At 41.4% G+C, this 16768-nt stretch carries 18 protein-coding genes and 1 tRNA gene; 6 read left to right on the top strand and 13 right to left on the bottom strand.

Translation table 11 applies throughout. The features are described from left to right. Positions 1-722: 722 nt before the first annotated feature. From ACYVTD_RS01115 to ACYVTD_RS01125, 3 genes are all read right to left on the bottom strand, one after another. Positions 723-1376, bottom strand: coding sequence for a diacylglycerol/polyprenol kinase family protein (locus tag ACYVTD_RS01115; RefSeq protein WP_461245936.1), 654 nt, complete (start codon positions 1374-1376; stop codon positions 723-725). Between the two features lie 286 nt (positions 1377-1662). After that, complete coding sequence (locus ACYVTD_RS01120) at positions 1663-1869, bottom strand: HEPN domain-containing protein (protein WP_461245937.1); 207 nt, start codon at positions 1867-1869, stop codon at positions 1663-1665. Continuing rightward, positions 1862-2194 carry a nucleotidyltransferase family protein gene (locus ACYVTD_RS01125; protein WP_461245938.1) on the bottom strand — a complete coding sequence of 111 codons (333 nt, stop codon included), beginning with the start codon at positions 2192-2194 and terminating at the stop codon, positions 1862-1864. Before ACYVTD_RS01125 ends, ACYVTD_RS01120 begins: the two co-directional genes overlap by 8 nt. 174 nt (positions 2195-2368) lie before the next feature. Here ACYVTD_RS01125 and lysS point away from each other — a divergent pair, with 174 nt between their 5' ends. Next, on the top strand, positions 2369-3991 hold the full coding sequence (gene lysS, locus ACYVTD_RS01130; RefSeq protein WP_461245939.1) for a lysine--tRNA ligase: 1623 nt from the start codon (positions 2369-2371) through the stop codon (positions 3989-3991). A gap of 344 nt (positions 3992-4335) precedes the next feature. Here lysS and ACYVTD_RS01135 read toward each other — a convergent pair whose 3' ends face one another. Genes ACYVTD_RS01135 through ACYVTD_RS01145 form a run of 3 tightly spaced genes read right to left on the bottom strand, consistent with a single transcriptional unit; the run spans position 4336 to position 5343 of the window. Continuing rightward, a complete protein-coding gene (locus ACYVTD_RS01135) occupies positions 4336-4518 on the bottom strand; it encodes a hypothetical protein (protein ID WP_461245940.1) in 183 nt (60 codons plus the stop codon). Positions 4519-4576: 58 nt separating this feature from the next. Continuing rightward, on the bottom strand, positions 4577-5131 hold the full coding sequence (locus tag ACYVTD_RS01140; RefSeq protein ID WP_461245941.1) for a leucine-rich repeat domain-containing protein: 555 nt from the start codon (positions 5129-5131) through the stop codon (positions 4577-4579). Further along, positions 5122-5343: a hypothetical protein gene (locus ACYVTD_RS01145; RefSeq protein WP_461245942.1), complete on the bottom strand. Its 222-nt coding sequence runs from the start codon at positions 5341-5343 to the stop codon at positions 5122-5124. Before ACYVTD_RS01145 ends, ACYVTD_RS01140 begins: the two co-directional genes overlap by 10 nt. A 467-nt stretch (positions 5344-5810) precedes the next feature. On the opposite strand from ACYVTD_RS01145, the gene ACYVTD_RS01150 reads away from it, so the two are divergent. Beyond that, positions 5811-6074, top strand: coding sequence for a hypothetical protein (locus ACYVTD_RS01150; protein ID WP_461245943.1), 264 nt, complete (start codon positions 5811-5813; stop codon positions 6072-6074). A 91-nt stretch (positions 6075-6165) separates the two neighbouring features. Here the strand turns inward: ACYVTD_RS01150 and ACYVTD_RS01155 are convergent, their stop codons facing one another. The 3 genes from ACYVTD_RS01155 to ACYVTD_RS01165 are packed head-to-tail and all read right to left on the bottom strand — an operon-like array spanning position 6166 to position 9118. Continuing rightward, the gene (locus ACYVTD_RS01155) at positions 6166-6984 is read right to left on the bottom strand and encodes a DeoR/GlpR family DNA-binding transcription regulator (protein ID WP_461245944.1); all 819 of its coding nucleotides are present in this window, start codon (positions 6982-6984) and stop codon (positions 6166-6168) included. 10 nt (positions 6985-6994) lie between these two features. Continuing rightward, positions 6995-8761: a threonine--tRNA ligase gene (thrS, locus tag ACYVTD_RS01160; protein WP_461245945.1), complete on the bottom strand. Its 1767-nt coding sequence runs from the start codon at positions 8759-8761 to the stop codon at positions 6995-6997. 48 nt (positions 8762-8809) lie between these two features. After that, on the bottom strand, positions 8810-9118 hold the full coding sequence (locus ACYVTD_RS01165) for a helix-turn-helix domain-containing protein (protein ID WP_461245946.1): 309 nt from the start codon (positions 9116-9118) through the stop codon (positions 8810-8812). Positions 9119-9253: 135 nt separating this feature from the next. On the opposite strand from ACYVTD_RS01165, the gene ACYVTD_RS01170 reads away from it, so the two are divergent. Then, positions 9254-9760 carry a hypothetical protein gene (locus ACYVTD_RS01170; RefSeq protein WP_461245947.1) on the top strand — a complete coding sequence of 169 codons (507 nt, stop codon included), beginning with the start codon at positions 9254-9256 and terminating at the stop codon, positions 9758-9760. 93 nt (positions 9761-9853) lie between these two features. Here the strand turns inward: ACYVTD_RS01170 and recQ are convergent, their stop codons facing one another. Genes recQ through ACYVTD_RS01190 form a run of 4 tightly spaced genes read right to left on the bottom strand, consistent with a single transcriptional unit; the run spans position 9854 to position 13690 of the window. Then, positions 9854-11704: a DNA helicase RecQ gene (recQ, locus tag ACYVTD_RS01175; RefSeq protein ID WP_461245948.1), complete on the bottom strand. Its 1851-nt coding sequence runs from the start codon at positions 11702-11704 to the stop codon at positions 9854-9856. Positions 11705-11727: 23 nt separating this feature from the next. After that, positions 11728-12849, bottom strand: coding sequence for a redox-regulated ATPase YchF (ychF, locus tag ACYVTD_RS01180; RefSeq protein ID WP_461245978.1), 1122 nt, complete (start codon positions 12847-12849; stop codon positions 11728-11730). A 30-nt stretch (positions 12850-12879) separates the two neighbouring features. After that, a complete protein-coding gene (locus tag ACYVTD_RS01185; RefSeq protein WP_461245949.1) occupies positions 12880-13146 on the bottom strand; it encodes a hypothetical protein in 267 nt (88 codons plus the stop codon). Next, on the bottom strand, positions 13127-13690 hold the full coding sequence (locus ACYVTD_RS01190; protein WP_461245950.1) for a Panacea domain-containing protein: 564 nt from the start codon (positions 13688-13690) through the stop codon (positions 13127-13129). The genes ACYVTD_RS01185 and ACYVTD_RS01190 overlap by 20 nt, the downstream gene beginning before the upstream one ends. A 215-nt stretch (positions 13691-13905) precedes the next feature. On the opposite strand from ACYVTD_RS01190, the gene ACYVTD_RS01195 reads away from it, so the two are divergent. From ACYVTD_RS01195 to ACYVTD_RS01205, 3 genes are all read left to right on the top strand, one after another. Beyond that, a tRNA-Gly gene (locus ACYVTD_RS01195) sits at positions 13906-13977 on the top strand. Positions 13978-14169: 192 nt separating this feature from the next. Next, complete coding sequence (locus ACYVTD_RS01200; RefSeq protein ID WP_461245951.1) at positions 14170-15261, top strand: class II glutamine amidotransferase; 1092 nt, start codon at positions 14170-14172, stop codon at positions 15259-15261. Then, the gene (locus tag ACYVTD_RS01205) at positions 15261-16766 is read left to right on the top strand and encodes a glutamate synthase-related protein (RefSeq protein ID WP_461245952.1); all 1506 of its coding nucleotides are present in this window, start codon (positions 15261-15263) and stop codon (positions 16764-16766) included. Before ACYVTD_RS01200 ends, ACYVTD_RS01205 begins: the two co-directional genes overlap by 1 nt. Positions 16767-16768 lie beyond the last annotated feature (2 nt).

Raw genomic sequence — 16768 nt, forward strand, 5'->3', positions numbered from 1 at the left:
GACGCGCCGCCAGCGTTCGTTCTGAGCCAGGATCAAACTCTCCATGATATTGATTCTATCCGACCGAAGTCGGGTAGATAATTCCATTTTGAGTCCCTAGCAAAATTGCTCAGGGTAGAAGCTTTACTATTGTAAACAGTAAAACTTCCCAAGCTAAATCTCTAAGCCGTTTCCGGCTTTGGTTTAGCAATACGCTTGCTGCATAGATTCAGTTTATTGCAACAATCAACTGAATCTCCTTCTTTCTCCGACCACTTTTGGTGGTCGAACTCTCCCCTTCCCTAATGCCTGCTTTTTTTCAAAAGCAGACTTGTTGCCAAATAACATGGAACTTAAAGTTCCGAACAAAAGTTACATAACTTTAGTTCCAGCCCATAATTGGGCAATCTTGCGTAAACGCAAAAATGCAATTGCGCAAGTTTTTAGAAAATACTATTTTCGCAAGCACTTTGTCAAGTGCTTTTTGAAAAAAATTTTCTTTTTTTCGTTTGTACAGCGTTTGGAAACGCGTCTTCGTTTTACTTTGGCAATGCCTTGTAAAACTCCCAGACGCACGCTTTTTCAAAGAAAGACTCTTTGAAGAATCCGAACTAATCCCGGTTGGCGAACCCTAAAGTTCCACCCCTTTGATATCCTGTAAACAATAATAGCAAAATAATTTTTTTTTGTCAAGCGTTTTCGCCAAAAAAATCACTTTTTTTTACGAATTTTTTTGACGCTTTTTACAGCGTTATTGACGCAAATTGGACGACCAATCCAACGGTTATGGGGATTACGATATTGTCATAATCTTCCATAGGAAGGGCTTCCACAACCATTGCCGTTAAAGCCGCCACAAAGGCGATTTGGGTATTGCCGCAAACCGCATAGGCACTGATCAAAACTGCGGCGAAACAGGCTAATGAGCCTTCTACGCTTTTCCCACAAAGGAACGCAGGTCGCCATTTTCCAGTGAATTTGCCCACCAAACTGGCTATTCCGTCTCCAAAAGCAAGGGCATAAATCCCGATTGCCGCCGCATTTGAAGGATACAAAAGCAGGGCAAGGAGAGCACCTAATCCCAAGGTAACGGGTCCCATTACAAAATGCCCAATATCACGCTGTCTGGAAGCCATGCTTGTTATAGAAGAAACAACAGGGATTTTTACGCCTGAAAGACGCAAATATTCCATCAACGTATAGCCCAAAGTTCCAACTATTAAAATAGCCACTGTTGCCGTCTTGTTTATAGCCGCCAAGCTTGGAGTAAGGGCGATAAGAAAATGGATAGCTTTTCTGATGATTTCTGTTCTTAACTCGCCTGAATCTTTCCAAATTGTAACTTTGGGTGTAAGATTGGAGAAAATCGGCTGTAATAATGTTCTTGCTCTATCCATACCATATACATAGCAATAATCGTGCCAAGTTCGATATTTAGACATCGATATTATGTAAGTCCTTATCCTGTATAGAATTACGCAAATGTAAAAATATCGATTTTATACAATTATCTTAAAAATAAGCCCAAAAACGTATAAAAAATTATACATCGTGTATATAAAATTACTATTGTCGTGGTATTTATTATAGTTTTTACCACGAATTTTTTATCCCAAAAATTTTACGGAACCTATTTGAAGTGCGATAACTGCGAAAACACGACAGGCTGTTCTTGATATGGGCTTATGCTGATTTGTTAAGTATCTTCATAACAAATTCTTGAATGCTTTTTGCGTGATTTAAGGCAGTTCTCATATCATCATTTGTAATGTTAAGTTCGTTTGGATAACGTGGTAATACGGCATATCCGGTTAAAATAAAGGCTTTAGATCTTAATTCATCTTTTCCTTTATCAAGCCATTGTTGTAATATATCCTCTTTATTATCCATAAAGTTTTATACCATCCATGGCTATTTTACGTTCCAGTGTAGCATATTGTTTCCGAACATGAAAACGATTATGTTTTAAACCTAATAAATCGACAGATTTATTTTTTACAGAATCAATGGCTATGCGAATAGCTGTAAGTGCTTCTATTTCCCTCATGGGCAGATCATCTTTAAAAACGATATATAAATCCAAATCTGAATCTTTGTCCGGCGTTCCGTATGCATAGGAGCCGAATAGATAAATTGATTCTACAGGTACTGTTTGGGCAATTATTTGTGAAATTTCGTTTAAATTTTGTTTTATATCTGATATATTATTCTGCATTTATATAACCTCATTTATATTATACTATAGAATATTCTTTATTTGTCAATAATAATATTGGACCGTTTTAAGTTGTTATATCAATAAATCTTTCATTATCTCCACGTTATAGCAAAGTGAAATCTTCAATTTTTATTGGTTGCTTCTGTCAATATTTATTGCTAATATATACCTATGAAAACTACAACAGGACATTGGGCGGACGAAGCCGCTGCGAAAATTATTTTTGATAAGGGCGAAAAGGAACTCTATACTTGTGCGTCGGGGATTACTCCGTCGGGGACTGTGCATATTGGAAACTTTAGGGAAATTATTTCTGTCGATTTGGTGGCACAGGCTTTGCGTGATATGGGGAAAAAGGTGCGGTTTATTTATTCTTGGGACGATTATGATGTGTTCCGTAAAGTGCCTAAAAATATGCCTAAGCAGGATGAGCTTGAAAGTTATCTGCGTTTTCCCATAACTATGGTTCCTGATCCGTGGGAGCGTGATTCAAGTTATGCTCGTCATCATGAAGTCGATGTTGAAAGTATTCTGCCTAAAGTTGGGATTTTTCCCGAATATATTTATCAGGCGGAACGTTATCGATCTTCTCTTTACGCTCAAGGTATACGAAAAGCACTTGAGAAGCGTGGCGTGCTCAAAGAAATTTTGGACAAGTTCCGTGATGACGACCACAAGATTCAGGGCGAATGGTGGCCTGTGAGCGTTTTTTGCGAAAAATGCAATAAGGACGAAACCGAGATTGTAGGTTGGGACGGCGATTGGGGTTTGAGTTACAAATGTAACAAGTGCGGCAATAAGGAGACGTTGGATATACGAAAAGCAAAGGGTATCAAGTTGTCGTGGCGTATCGACTGGCCTATGCGTTGGGAATACGAAAAAGTTGATTTTGAGCCGGCGGGTAAGGATCATCATAGTCAGGGGGGAAGTTTTGACACGGCTCGTCATGTGTGCAAGGACGTGTACGATTGGGACGCTCCGATTACTTTCCGCTACGATTTTATCGGCACTAAGGGGCTTCCGGGAAAGATGTCGTCATCGTCGGGTAACGTAATTACTCTTGATGACGTGCTTAATGTTTACACGCCGGAAGTAGCCCGTTATCTGTTTGCAGGAACAAGACCTAATACCGAATTTACAATTTCTTTTGATCTTGACGTGATAAAAATTTACGAGGACTACGACAAGACCGAGCGTATCGCTTGGAAGATTGAGGCTGCAAAAGATGATACAACGTATCAAAAAGAATTGCGTATTTATGAGCTTTCACAAGTTAGCGAGGACGGAAAAACAAAGCGGTTGGAAGACAGGGTTAAGCCGTATCAAGTTCCATTCCGCCACTTATGCAGTTTGATTCAGATAGCGGACGGCGACATTGAAAAAACACTTGCCGATATTTCAGCTAACGACGGCAATCTAAAAAAAGAACAGCTTCCTGCATTAAAAACACGTTCTGAACGGGCGAAGTACTGGGTGGAAAATTGCGCTCCTGAAGAATTCCGTTTTAAGTTACTGTCTGAAGGGAGTGCTGTAAATTCTTCTTTCTCTGAAACTGAAAAAAACGCTGTGCGTATTCTTCGTGACGATGTTATCAGTAATATAGAATCATTCCCTGACGACAAAACTTGCTCCTCGGCGATTTATTCTGCGGCGGAAAAAGCGGGGGTTGACGGTAAGGCTCTTTTTACCGCAGCTTATCAGGCGTTGATTGGGAAAGATCAGGGTCCTCGGCTGGCTAGTTTTTTGAGAGCGATAGATAGGCAGAGGTTATTGGGGATACTGAAGAATTATTAATGGTGTATGCCTAAAGAATTTTCTCCTTTGTCAATTCCCTTTTTACTGATTAATATCTTTAGTGTGGTCTGGGGGTAACGCCTTCTGAGCCTCGGGAAGAAACTCGGCACATAAGGCGTTACCCCCAGACCACACTGACAATTTTTTTCAGTAATAATAGAAATTAGCACAAATGAGGCATTTGCCATGACTGTGTAATATTTATTGGGCATACATCTTTACCGCTAATTAAAATAAAAATCATGCTATAGATAGTGTCGCCTTTTTATCAGCGACACTACCGAAATTCGGTGTCTGACACTCTGCATTTAACTTTTCTGTGCTAGTGTCAGACACTGTTGCGTTTAACTTGCGTGTCCATATTTCCAACCCGTCGATTTGCAAAAAGATATAACATCATCTTTTTCAACATTCATACTATTTAAGTAAGTATCAGTAATTTCGAGTTGCCTCTTCGAAGGGTTATTAATACTAAAGCATTTTGAAAGCCAAAACTTTACAGCACTTTCCCATAATTCTTCATCCATTTTCTTTCCTCCTATCATATTTGCGGTCTCATACGAGACCGCTTTGTTACTGCTTCAATTAAAAACTCCACTTACCCTTATAGCCCAATTCCTGAAGTCTCTGGCGCGTCTTGATGGGTAGCTTGCCACAACCCCCGAAAGCATTGTTGCTGTCAGAATCATCACCTGTAAATTTCAAACTGGTAAGCGATTCTGGGATAGTAAGTTCCGTTAGATTACCGCAATTCCAAAAAGCTGTGCCACCTATTTCCTTGAGGTTTTTGGGCAGGTTTACTTTATAGAGTGTTTTACTGTCCTTAAACATTTGATTTGGAATAACGGTGAGATTGTCTGAAAGTCGCACTTCCGTCAAATATATACAATTCCCGAATACGCCGCCCCAGTTATCACCTACTATTTTTGTTACGCTGTCGGGCATGTATATGCTCTTTAGATTAGTGCCGCTGAACGCAATACTCCCTATTTCAGTTACGCCATCGGGTATGTTCACGCTCTGAATAGAGGAGCCCATAAACGCACTGTCCCCGATTTTTGTAACTGTGCTAGGGATGGTAACAGAAGGAACGAATTTTTTATTACGAAAAGGCTCCTTCCCTATTTCAACTACCGGCATATCCTCGATTTTCGCCGAATAACTACTGGTAACGGATTATCCACAGTATAATCGGTTATCACGATGCCCTTGCCGTCCTTCGACAGGTCGTATTTAAAGAATTTCACATCGGTTTCCTGAACCTTTGTTTTTGCTGAACCGCTACTTTTTGAACAGCCTGCAAAGGCAACCACTAATACCAATGCCAATACTGCAATACTATTCCTTTTCATGTTTTACTCCTTGCAGTTTTAAGTCCTGCCGACTTGATATAAAAAAGCAGGTGTTTCCGCATACACGGAAATCCTGCGTTTTTCCAAAGAGAAAATAAATTTTAACTATTTTCAAAAAAAGCGTTGTTAAGCGGTTGTTTAGAGAACGAAAATCACGGGGGGGGGGATATTGTTATCCGTTCATTGTTTTTTCGCAAAAACAGATTATTTGGAAATGTTTTACTTAACATAGCGGTTTTTTCGCTCATGGTAATATTTTAACTTTTTCAGAGAGTTTGTCAAGCAAAAATTATCCATTGCCTCATAGTTAAATCATTCGCTAATTAATGAATAAATTACACAAGCGTGTGAAGGAAACAAAGTAGATAGTGGTTTCACAAAGCCGTGAAAAATGGTATAATAACCTATGGAACCGGAATTCATCTTTCGTGATACAGCTTTTATACACGGTCTTACTGAGAAAAACCATGACAGATATTGAAAAACGAACAGGAATGACCGATGCCGAATGTGAGTATTGGGACAAACACATTATTGATAACACTGTTGAGCCAGGACCAAATCTATTAAAACTAGGTTTAAAACCCGGGTTTATCAATAAATCCCTGCAATTAAGCGAACTGGATAAAGATGTGTTTTCATATTTGTGCGTACAGGCGGAGAAATTTCATAAAAGCCACACACAGGTAATCAGCGATCTAGTCCATGAAAAACTAGCTGTCGGTGCATAGTTTATGAAGATGTGTTCATCTATTTGTGTTCTAGTTTCTTCTTTGTGTCCTTCTCTTCCTTCGTGTCCTTTGTGAGAGTCTTCTTTGAGAACTACTCATCTCTCTCTTTATACATAATTGGCGGCTGCCCTTCAAATTGCCGCCATTTAATCTGCTCTTCTACTGACGGCACTTTGTAAACTTTTACGTTGTTTTTTTGTAAATCGGCTTCGGCGGCTTTGGGAATGCCGTCATCGGTGAAAATGCCTGTCAGTTTGTCGAGCGTAATTAAATTGTACGCTCCTTGGCGTTTAAATTTTTCGGCTTCTGTCAGTATGTAAATCTTTTTTGCTCGTTGCGAAAGTTTTAACGCTGTTTCAACACGAAGATGATCCCCTCCGGTGAACCCCTGCCCTGCTACAAATCCGTCAGCGCCTAAAAAGAATTTGTCTATAAAAAATGATTCGGCGCAATTTGTCGTTATTGTTCCGACCAAAACTTGAGATTCAGGCTGAAAATATCCGCCAAGAATGATGATTTTTATATTTTGCATTTTACAAACATAATTGGCAATGAAAATAGAATTCGTAATTATCGTAACATTTTTTTTGGCAATGGCAAGTTCTTCGGCGAATAACGCGCAACATGAACCAGATTCAAGCATAATTGTTTCGCCCTCATCAACTAATTGTGCCGCAGCTTTGGCGATTCTTCGCTTGATTGAATGGTTAAACGCCATTCGTTTGCCTGTATCATCAGCACCGTCAAGACTTGCGTAGCCGTGCTTTTTGCGAATGATACCACGTTTTTCAAGGTTATCCAAATCTTTACGCAACGTAACATTTGAGACATCAAGTATTTCGGCAAGAAGGGAAATTTTTACAGTTTTGTTAGTTGATAAAAAATTTAATATCTTAACAAGCCTGTCCATTACTGTCTTTTCACAACTCCAAAGATTTGCTTTCTATTTTTCCATGAACGTATTTGGCAAAATCTTCTATTTTCATCGCTTCCAGTTGTTTTCCGTCACGCAGGCGGATTGATACTGTTCCTTCATCGGCTTCACGCTGACCTACAACAAGCATATAGGGAATTTTTCGAGTTTGGCAATCACGGATTTTTGCGTTCATGCGTTCATCGCCTAACTCAGCCGTTACACGCAAATCATGCGATTTAAGGGCGGCGGCGGCTTTTTGAGCGTATTCGTTAAACACTTCCGATACGGGAATAACAGCCGCCTGTTCGGGGGCAATCCAAACGGGAAACGCTCCGCCAAAGTGTTCGATAAGTACGCCGAAAAATCTTTCGATACTGCCGAAAAGCGCTCGGTGTATCATGTATGGGCGTTTGTGCTGTCCGTCGGTATCTACAAATGTCATGTCAAAGCGTTCAGGTTCGTTAAAATCAAATTGAATTGTGGACATTTGCCATTCTCTGCCGAGAGCGTCTTTAATTTTTATATCGATTTTTGGTCCGTAAAACGCTCCGCCGCCTTCGTCAATTTGGTAGGGAAGTCCTTCGGCGTTGATTGCGTTACGCAAACTTTCCAAAGCTGCGTCCCACTTGCTCTGCTCGCCGACTGATTCTTTGGGCTTTGTGGCAAGGTACGCCTTTATTTCCTTAAAGCCGAAAACATTCCAAATCATCAAACTGAAACGCAAAACTTCACGTATCTCGCTTTCCATTTGTTGCGGCGTACAGATGATGTGTGCGTCGTCTTGCGTGAAACCTCGCACACGAAGAAGTCCATGCAAAACGCCTGAACGTTCATAGCGGTAGACTGTTCCAAGTTCCGCCCAACGCAAGGGCAGGTCACGGTAAGAGTGTCCCTTATTATTGTAAATTAAAATATGGAACGGACAGTTCATCGGTTTTATAAAATAATCCTGATAGTCAATTTCCATGGGGCTGTACATGTTTCCCTTGTAAAAACCAAGATGCCCAGATTTTTCCCATAGCCAACTTTTGCCGATGTGCGGCGTGTAAAGTATTTCGTAACCGTTACGGTAATGTTCCTGCCGCCAAAAATCCTCAAGGGCGACTCTCATTCTGCCGCCGTGCGGATGCCAATAGATAAGTCCCGCTCCGGCTTCCTCATGTGTTGAGTAAAGATCCATCTCTTTGCCTATTCTGCGGTGATCCCTTTTTTCAACTTCTTCAAGGAACGCAAGATGTGCTTTTAAGTCTTTGGGATTTTCCCAAACCGTTCCGTAAATGCGTGTAAGCATGGGGCGTTTTTCATCGCCTCGCCAGTAAGCACCGGCTATATTCAACAGTTTGAATGCGGCGGAATTTATCTCTCTTGTGTTAGCGACATGGGGACCGCTACATAAATCGATCCATTGGACTTTGCCGTCCGCATCACGATTTTCGTAAATAGAAATTTCTTCGCCTTCCGACAATTCATTGATAAGCTCTGTTTTAAATTCTTCGGCGGCAAATTGGTCAAGTGCGTCTTTTCTGCTAACAATAACTTTAACAAAATCATGACGACTGTCGATAATTTTTTTCATCTCCGCTTCGATGGCGAGGAGATCTTCGGCGGTAATTTGCCGAGGCAGGAGGAAATCGTAATAAAAACCGTTTTCGATTGCAGGACCAATTGCGGTTTTTGTTCCGGGAAAAAGTTTTACCACAGCTTGAGCCATAACGTGGCTTACAGAGTGGCGGATAGTTGCTAATTTTTCATTTTGCTTGCTTTCTGACATGGGGATAGATTAGCATTTTTAAAAGATTGCGTCTATTGTAACAAACAGCTATTTCTTGAAAGTTTGCGTTAATTTTAGGATTGCTTTACATTGGTCTTGATTAAGGGTTCCGATAAGACGGATTAATTCTTGCGCTTCACGGCTATAATTTGATTTCTTTAACCCTAATGCGGTGTCTTCACCGGTAACAAGGTACTCAACCGAGACTTTTAATTCACGGGCAATTTTGACGGCGTTTTCTACGGAAGGGACAGTCGCTCGTGTCCCAAGATAACAATCAAGCGAAGCTATTGGAATACCTGTTCGGGAGCTTAATTCCTTTACAATTACCCCTTGATAATTGAGTTCATTTCTCAAATTTTCCCTGAAATTGTAGCCCATTTAATGTTGAATTATAGTGAAATATCACTGAGTTCTTATTGACAAACTATGATATTTCATGTATATATTACGATAATTATTGATATTTCAAAGATTGATAATATCAAAATAATGAAATTTGAGGAGGAAAAAATGGTACACAAAAAGAACTGGTTTGGAGTATTGGGATTTATTCTGGTAATCGGGTTGTTTCTTTCCGGATGCGCTACGAAAATATCAACGGCTAAAGCAACAGATTTTGATAAAAGACGTTTAAAATGGGAGCAAAACGGTACTCCAAAATATACCATTTTAGGTTCAATCGTTTTAGAAAAAAAATGGTTTGGAATACTTGGATTTAGTACACCTACAGTTCCATTTGTACCTAGTATAGATTTATACATCTATCAGTATGGCGGAGTAACATACGCTGACTTACTTAATGAAGCAAAGAAAAAATATCCGGAGGCTGACGCAGTAGTAGACATAAGGGTTGAATATACAGGAGATCTTTATTGGATATTTTATGCAAGTCGGAAAAATATATTTTCCGGTATTGCTATAAAATACTCACGAAGCGAGGTTGATTATCCCCCGGAAAAAGAAAAAAATGATCTCATTGATTTTTTAAAGAAATAAGGAAAAATGGAAGAGCTATTTTCACAAAAAATATGATAGGCTCTTTTATCCTTCGTAATATTTACGGATAAGGCAAGTGAAAATATCTCCGTACTATTCCAACTTTACGCTCCCTACCCCATTAACGTCAGCAAATTGAGCCATTGAGAGCGGCTTTTTGCGGCACATGTCCCGCAGGCTTGCGTCAGAAAAAACTATGTACGCCGGAACAGATTCCTTTGCGGCGATTTCTCTCCGTAACTTTTTCAATTTGTCCAGCAAGTCTTCATCAATATCCTCAGATATAATTTGCGTAACAACAAATTCTACGCCGCTTTGCCGCGGTGTTTTTTCATCTGACGTTTTTTGTATATCTAAAAGTTTTTCGCCTTTTTTCTTTGACTTTTTCTCATCAGTGGCTTTTTCACGCTCTTGCGGCAGCTTCATTAAAACTCGCTCTTCCCCATTAAGTAACCCTTCAGCATAACCGAGAGTTACAACGGGATACTCTCCTTCTTCTACAAATAAAAAATTTTTGTCTATTAGGTGATCTAGTATTTGCCGAATCCTGTGCGTTTTTATATCTGACATTATGGCGAAAGTGCTGAGGGTGTCAAAGCCGAAGCGGAGAACTTTTTCGTTTCTACTGCCTCGCAAAATGTCGATTATCATTGTCTTGCCAAAAGTTCTGCCACGTTGTTTCAGACGGAATACGCAAGAGACAATTTTTTTGGCTTCTACGGTAACATCGGTCTCCTCAAATTCCGTTAAACAGTTTGAACAGTTGCCGCAGTTAGCTGACATTTGTTCGCCAAAGTAGGCAAGTAAGCGTCTGCGTAGGCAGTCGTGTCCTGCGGCGTAAAATGTCATCTGTTTAAGCAATTCCAAGTTGTGGGCTTGCAACTCATAGTCTGCGGTTTCTTCATCTTCGTCATGGGTTATAAGGTACTGATTTATTCTCACGTCCTGACCATTGTACAAAAGAATGCAATCCGCAGGAGAACCGTCCCGTCCCGCCCTGCCAGCTTCCTGATAATAGCTTTCTATATTTTTTGGCATATTGTAATGAATAACATAGGACACATTTGACTTATCTATACCCATGCCGAAAGCGTTAGTTGCAACCATTATTGTTTTGCGGTCGTAAATAAAATCGTCCTGATTTTTTCTGCGTTCTTCATCGTTAAGACCTGCGTGATAACGAGTTGCGTTAAAACCGTGCTTAATTAAAAAATCACAAGTTTCTTCTACAGTTTTTCTGGTAGCGCAATAAATTATACCGCTTGCTTCTTTTCGTTTTTCAAGACATTCCAAAAGGGCGATTTTTTTGTCTTTCGGTTTTTGCACTTCAAAGTAAAGATTGGGTCTGTCAAAACCTGTGTTTACGGAGAGAGGTTTGCGTAACGCCAGTAATCTGCAAATATCCTCTCTTACATTAACTGTTGCGGTAGCGGTAAAAGCGGCTACTACAGGGCGAGGTTTAATATTTTTTATAAATTTCGCTATTTGCAGATAACTTGTTCTAAAATCATGTCCCCACTGTGACACGCAATGCGCCTCGTCAACTACAACAAGCGGAATATTGTCCATCGCAAATTCGGACATATCCGCTCTTTGCAGACGTTCAGGAGCGATGTAGAGCAATTTAATCATACCGTTTGTTATTTCGTCCATTGTATCAAAATATTCTCTGCCGCTTAAAGAACTGTTTAGAAATGCCGCACCGTATCCCGCTTCTTTTAATGCGCTGACTTGATCCTTCATTAAAGAAATAAGCGGCGAGATAACGATTGTCATGCCGTCAAGCATGAGGGCAGGTATTTGGTAGCACAGAGATTTTCCAGCTCCTGTGGGCATTACCGCAAGAGCATCCGTCCCTGCAAGAATGGCGTCTATCACTTCTTCCTGCCCGGGACGAAAAGATGAGTAGCCAAATTTTTCTCTGAGGATCGTCAGCTTGTCCATAAAATCTTGTTACCGCACCGGAATCATACGTTGAACTTGAAGAAAATAATGTCTCCGTCTTGGACGATATAATCTCTTCCTTCAACTCGGTATTTTCCGGCTTCCTTTATTTTTGCTTCTGTTCCGTAATTAAAAATATCATCGCATGTATAAACTTCCGCTTTTATAAAACCTTTTTCAAAATCCGTGTGAATAACGCCTGCCGCTTTTGGCGCGGAATCTCCTGCGTGAATTGTCCACGCTCTGCACTCATCTTCTCCAGCCGTAAAAAAAGTTCGCAGGTTAAGCAGTTGGTACGCCGAGCGGATAAGAGAAGAAAGACCCGGCTCTTTTAGCCCAAGCTCCTCAAGGAAGGCAAGTTTTTCTTCTATATTGGTTATGTCCGAAAGCTCCGCCTCGAACTTACCGCAAATACAAATTGCGGTAGAACCTTCCGCCGCCGCTCTTTTTTTCACGGCTTGCACATGAACGTTTCCATCGCCGCCTGCGGCAATGGAGCGGATTCCTTCTTCATCAACATTGCACACATAAAGTTGAGGTTTGGCGGTGATAAAATGGCAATCGTAAATCGCCGCTTTTTCATCATCGTTTAAGTTGGCTAATCGGATAGGCTTGCCGTCCTCAAGCATCGGGCTTATTTTATCCAGTACGGCAAGAACCGCCTCGGCGTTTTTTTTCTCGTTCTGCACTTTTAACATTTTTTCCGCACGTTCTCTGCGTTTGGCAACTCCCTGCAAATCGGCAAGGGCAAGCTCAATGTCGATGGTTTCCATATCGGAAACAGGATCAACTTTATTATTTACATGGATAACATCGGCGTTTTCAAAACAGCGGACAACGTGGGCGTAAACTGCAACCTCGCGGATATGCGAAAGAAACTGATTGCCTAGCCCTTCACCTTTTGACGCACCTTTAACAAGCCCTGCAATATCGACAAATTCCACAGTAGCCGGAATTGTTTTTTTGGGCTTAAAAAGAGCCGAGAGTTTATCAAGACGGGAATCGGGAACGCTTGCGATCCCGACATTGGGGTTAATTGTGCAGAAAGGATAATTAGCCGCCTCAGCCGGAGCGGAACTTAAAGCTGAAAAGATTGTAGACTTTCCCACATTGGGAAGCCCAACAATACCGCAGTTCAATGCCATGCGGAATTGTAACATAAGGAGGTGAAATGTTCAAGAAAAATGTAAATCAATAATTAAAATCTCTGTATTATTACAAACATAAAAAGCAGTTATAAAATTGTACCCTAAAGCATATTGATGCGGAAAAAGCGAAAGATTAACAGACTGTTTTAAAAAAGGAACAGATTTCCCTTTTACAGAAAGAAAAGAATCAGGAAGTCCTTTTTCAGGATGTTTTTCGATCATGTCTTTAAGTTTTTCAATAAACAACTTCATCTCAGGATATTTGGAAACTTGCTCAAGTTCCCATTGGGACACAGAACTGAGAAAGATCAATTTCGCCATTGGCTTCCGCTTCCTCCAGTATTTCTTTAGCTTTCTTTCTTTCTTCATCAGTCCAAGGATGGTCGGCAGAGGTTACTTCAATACGCTCTGTAAAATATTTTGACAGAGCTTCATAAGAAATAACGGTTGAAGTCTGGGTATCTTTCCACGGACCTTCTTCATGGGTAATTTTGCGAAGCCCCATAGCGGAATATTGACCATAAGTATCATATATCATTCTAATAAGTTGTTTTTCTTTATCATTCAGAGATATTTTATCAGGCTCGATAGAGGCTGTTATAGGCAATGAACCATAGCCTTTCAACATATGATAAAGTTTTGGGCAAACAGGTCCATGCATCCACGCCTCAATAGCGTCATTAAAAAGCGGTTTATTGAAAAACGCAAATGAATAACCTTGGCAAAAGTAAATCAATTTTTGAAGTTTCAAATTAGAAATAAGCTCACATTCTTCGTCTTCAGATTCTTCACGGGAAATTTCAAGAATATAATTAGCAACATCAATTACATTAGCCATATGTAACTCCTAATAAAAATATAACCTAAAACAGACATAAAAACTAGCCTTATATTCCAGCGATTATACCCCATATTCATCATTTTTCTTACTTTAAGTTAAGGCAAAAACAGCTTACTACGCCTTAAAATTTCCAGATCTGCCTGAATTTCCTTCGAAAATTAAGGTTTTCGACGCTTGACACGTTTTTTATCATTTGATATGGTAGAAAAAGCGCGGGAATAGCTCAGTGGTAGAGCGCGACCTTGCCAAGGTCGATGTCGCGGGTCCGACTCCCGTTTCCCGCTATAAAATCTTAAATAACTGATTAATTCATTATTTACGATTTGTTAGGGAATAGAGAGTAAACGTGGGAGGCGGATCATAAAATCCATTCCTTACGACAAGCGACCCAAAGGGGCGCATGGCGCGGGTCCGACTCCCGTTTCCCGCTAAAAATCCAACCGTGCTTTTATTTAGCGTTTTTTGGAGGTTACTCTATGCAGTATGAGGGGCAAGTGCGGATACCTTCCGGCTGTGCCATATCAGGCATTATTGACAGAACGGGGCGGCGTATGAGCGGCGAGGCGATTATTAAATCGATCAGCGTCATGCATGACCGATCTAATGGTCTGGGCGGCGGTTTTGCCGCGTATGGAATCTACCCTGAATATAAGGATTATTACGCCTTGCATTTATTCTACGAATCCTCGTCCGCAAAAAGAGAGTGCGAGGAATTTCTTGAGAGGCATTTTGATATTATCAACCTTTCAAAAATCCCGACCAGAAAAATAAAAGAAATTACCGATGAGCCGCTGATCTGGCGGTACTTTGTAACTCCATTGCCGACAAAACTTGCCGACAGTCAGCTTGACGAGTATGAATTTACCGCCAAATGCGTGTTCCGCGTCAATACAAAAATTGAGGGCGCTTATGTTTTCTCCAGCGGAAAAAATATGGGCGTGTTTAAGGCTGTCGGGTTTCCCGAAGATGTAGGGCGTTTTTACAAGCTGGAAGAATATGAAGGTTGGTGCTTTACGGCGCACGGGCGTTACCCGACAAATACTCCCGGCTGGTGGGGCGGCGCTCACCCTTTCGCCCTTCTTGATTATTCAGTTGTGCATAACGGCGAAATATCTTCCTACGATACTAACCGCCGCGCTATCGAAATGTACGGCTACAAATGTACGCTTCAAACCGATACCGAAGTTATTACCTACATTATTGATTATCTGCACAGAAAACAAAAACTTTCTTTTGAAGAAATCGCCTCGGTAATTGCCGCTTCATTTTGGCAGACCATTGAAAAACAACCCGCGAAGGAGCGTGAAATACATGAGTATTTACGCGTAATGTTCAGCGCGCAGCTTATAACGGGTCCGTTCTCTATCCTTGTGGGCTTTGACGGCGGATTGATGGCGTTAAACGACAGACTTAAATTGCGCAGTATGGTCGTTGGTGAAAAAGATGATGTTACCTACATCGCCAGCGAAGAAGCGGCTATCCGTATCATTGAGCCGAACCTTGACAGCGTATGGGCTCCAAGAGGCGGTCAGCCGGTAATCGTCAACATAAACAGAGGTAAAGCATAATGGCATTAAATTTAATATATCCCGAATATGAAATGATAAGGAATTACGACAGATGCATAGTCTGCCGCGCCTGTGAACGTCAGTGCGCCAACGAAGCGCACGAGTTTCTTGAAGATGAAAACAAAATGATATGCGATGATTCAAAATGCGTTAACTGTCATCGTTGTGTTTCACTCTGCCCTACCCGCGCCCTTAAAGTTATAAAAAGCGGCAACACCTACAAACAGAACATGAATTGGAACGGCAAAACGATAGACGAAATCTACAAACAGGCAAATTCAGGCGGCGTATTGTTGTCAAGCATGGGTAACCCGGAAGATTATCCTGTTTACTTTGATAAAATACTTTTAAACGCATCACAGGTTACAAACCCATCTATCGACCCGTTACGCGAACCTATGGAGACAAGAATATCTTTGGGCGCGAAGCCTGAAAAAATAGAACGAGACAACAAGGGCAGAATTATCAACAACCTGCCGCCACAGTTGCACTTGTCTATGCCTATTATGTTCTCCGCTATGAGTTACGGCTCCATAAGTTACAACGCGCATGAAAGTTTGGCGCGCGCCGCCGAAGAACTTGGCATTCTTTACAACACCGGCGAAGGCGGTCTGCATGAAGATTTTTATAAATATGGAAAAAATACAATCGTACAAGTAGCATCGGGACGTTTCGGCGTTCATCACGAATATTTAAATTCAGGCGCGGCGGTTGAAATTAAAATGGGTCAGGGAGCAAAGCCCGGTATCGGCGGACATCTGCCGGGAACAAAAATAGTAGGCGACATTTCCCGTACCAGAATGATTCCCGAAGGAACCGACGCAATTTCTCCCGCGCCGCATCACGACATCTACTCTATCGAAGATTTGCGTCAGCTTGTTTTCTCTTTAAAAGAAGCTACCGATTATCAAAAACCGATAATCGTAAAAATTGCCGCAGTGCATAACGTTACCGCTATCGCAAGCGGCATCGCAAGAAGCGGCGCGGACATAATCGCCATTGACGGCTTCCGAGGCGGAACAGGAGCCGCGCCTACTCGCATACGCGACCATGTCGGCATTCCCATAGAGCTTGCCCTTGCCGGCGTAGACAAAAGGTTACGCGATGAGGGAATCCGCGATAACGTGTCAATTGTCGTAGGCGGAAGTATTCGCTCAAGCGCCGACATTGTAAAAGCGCTCGCTCTTGGCGCGGATTGCGTATACATCGCGTCATCAGCGTTAATCGCTCTTGGCTGCCACCTTTGCAGAAGTTGTCACGGCGGCAAATGCAATTGGGGTATAGCTACGCAGGTTCCAGAGCTTGTTAAACGCCTTAACCCTGACATCGGATACAAGCGCCTTATCAACTTATTGACGGCGTGGCAGCATGAAATAAAAGAAATGATGGGCGGCATGGGAATTAACTCGATTGACGGACTTAAAGGAAACAGGCTTATGCTTCGCGGAGTCGGGTTAAACGAAAAAGAGTTGGAAATTTTAGGAATTAAACACGCCGGAGAATAGGA

The sequence above is a fragment of the Treponema sp. R6D11 genome (assembly GCF_054786075.1).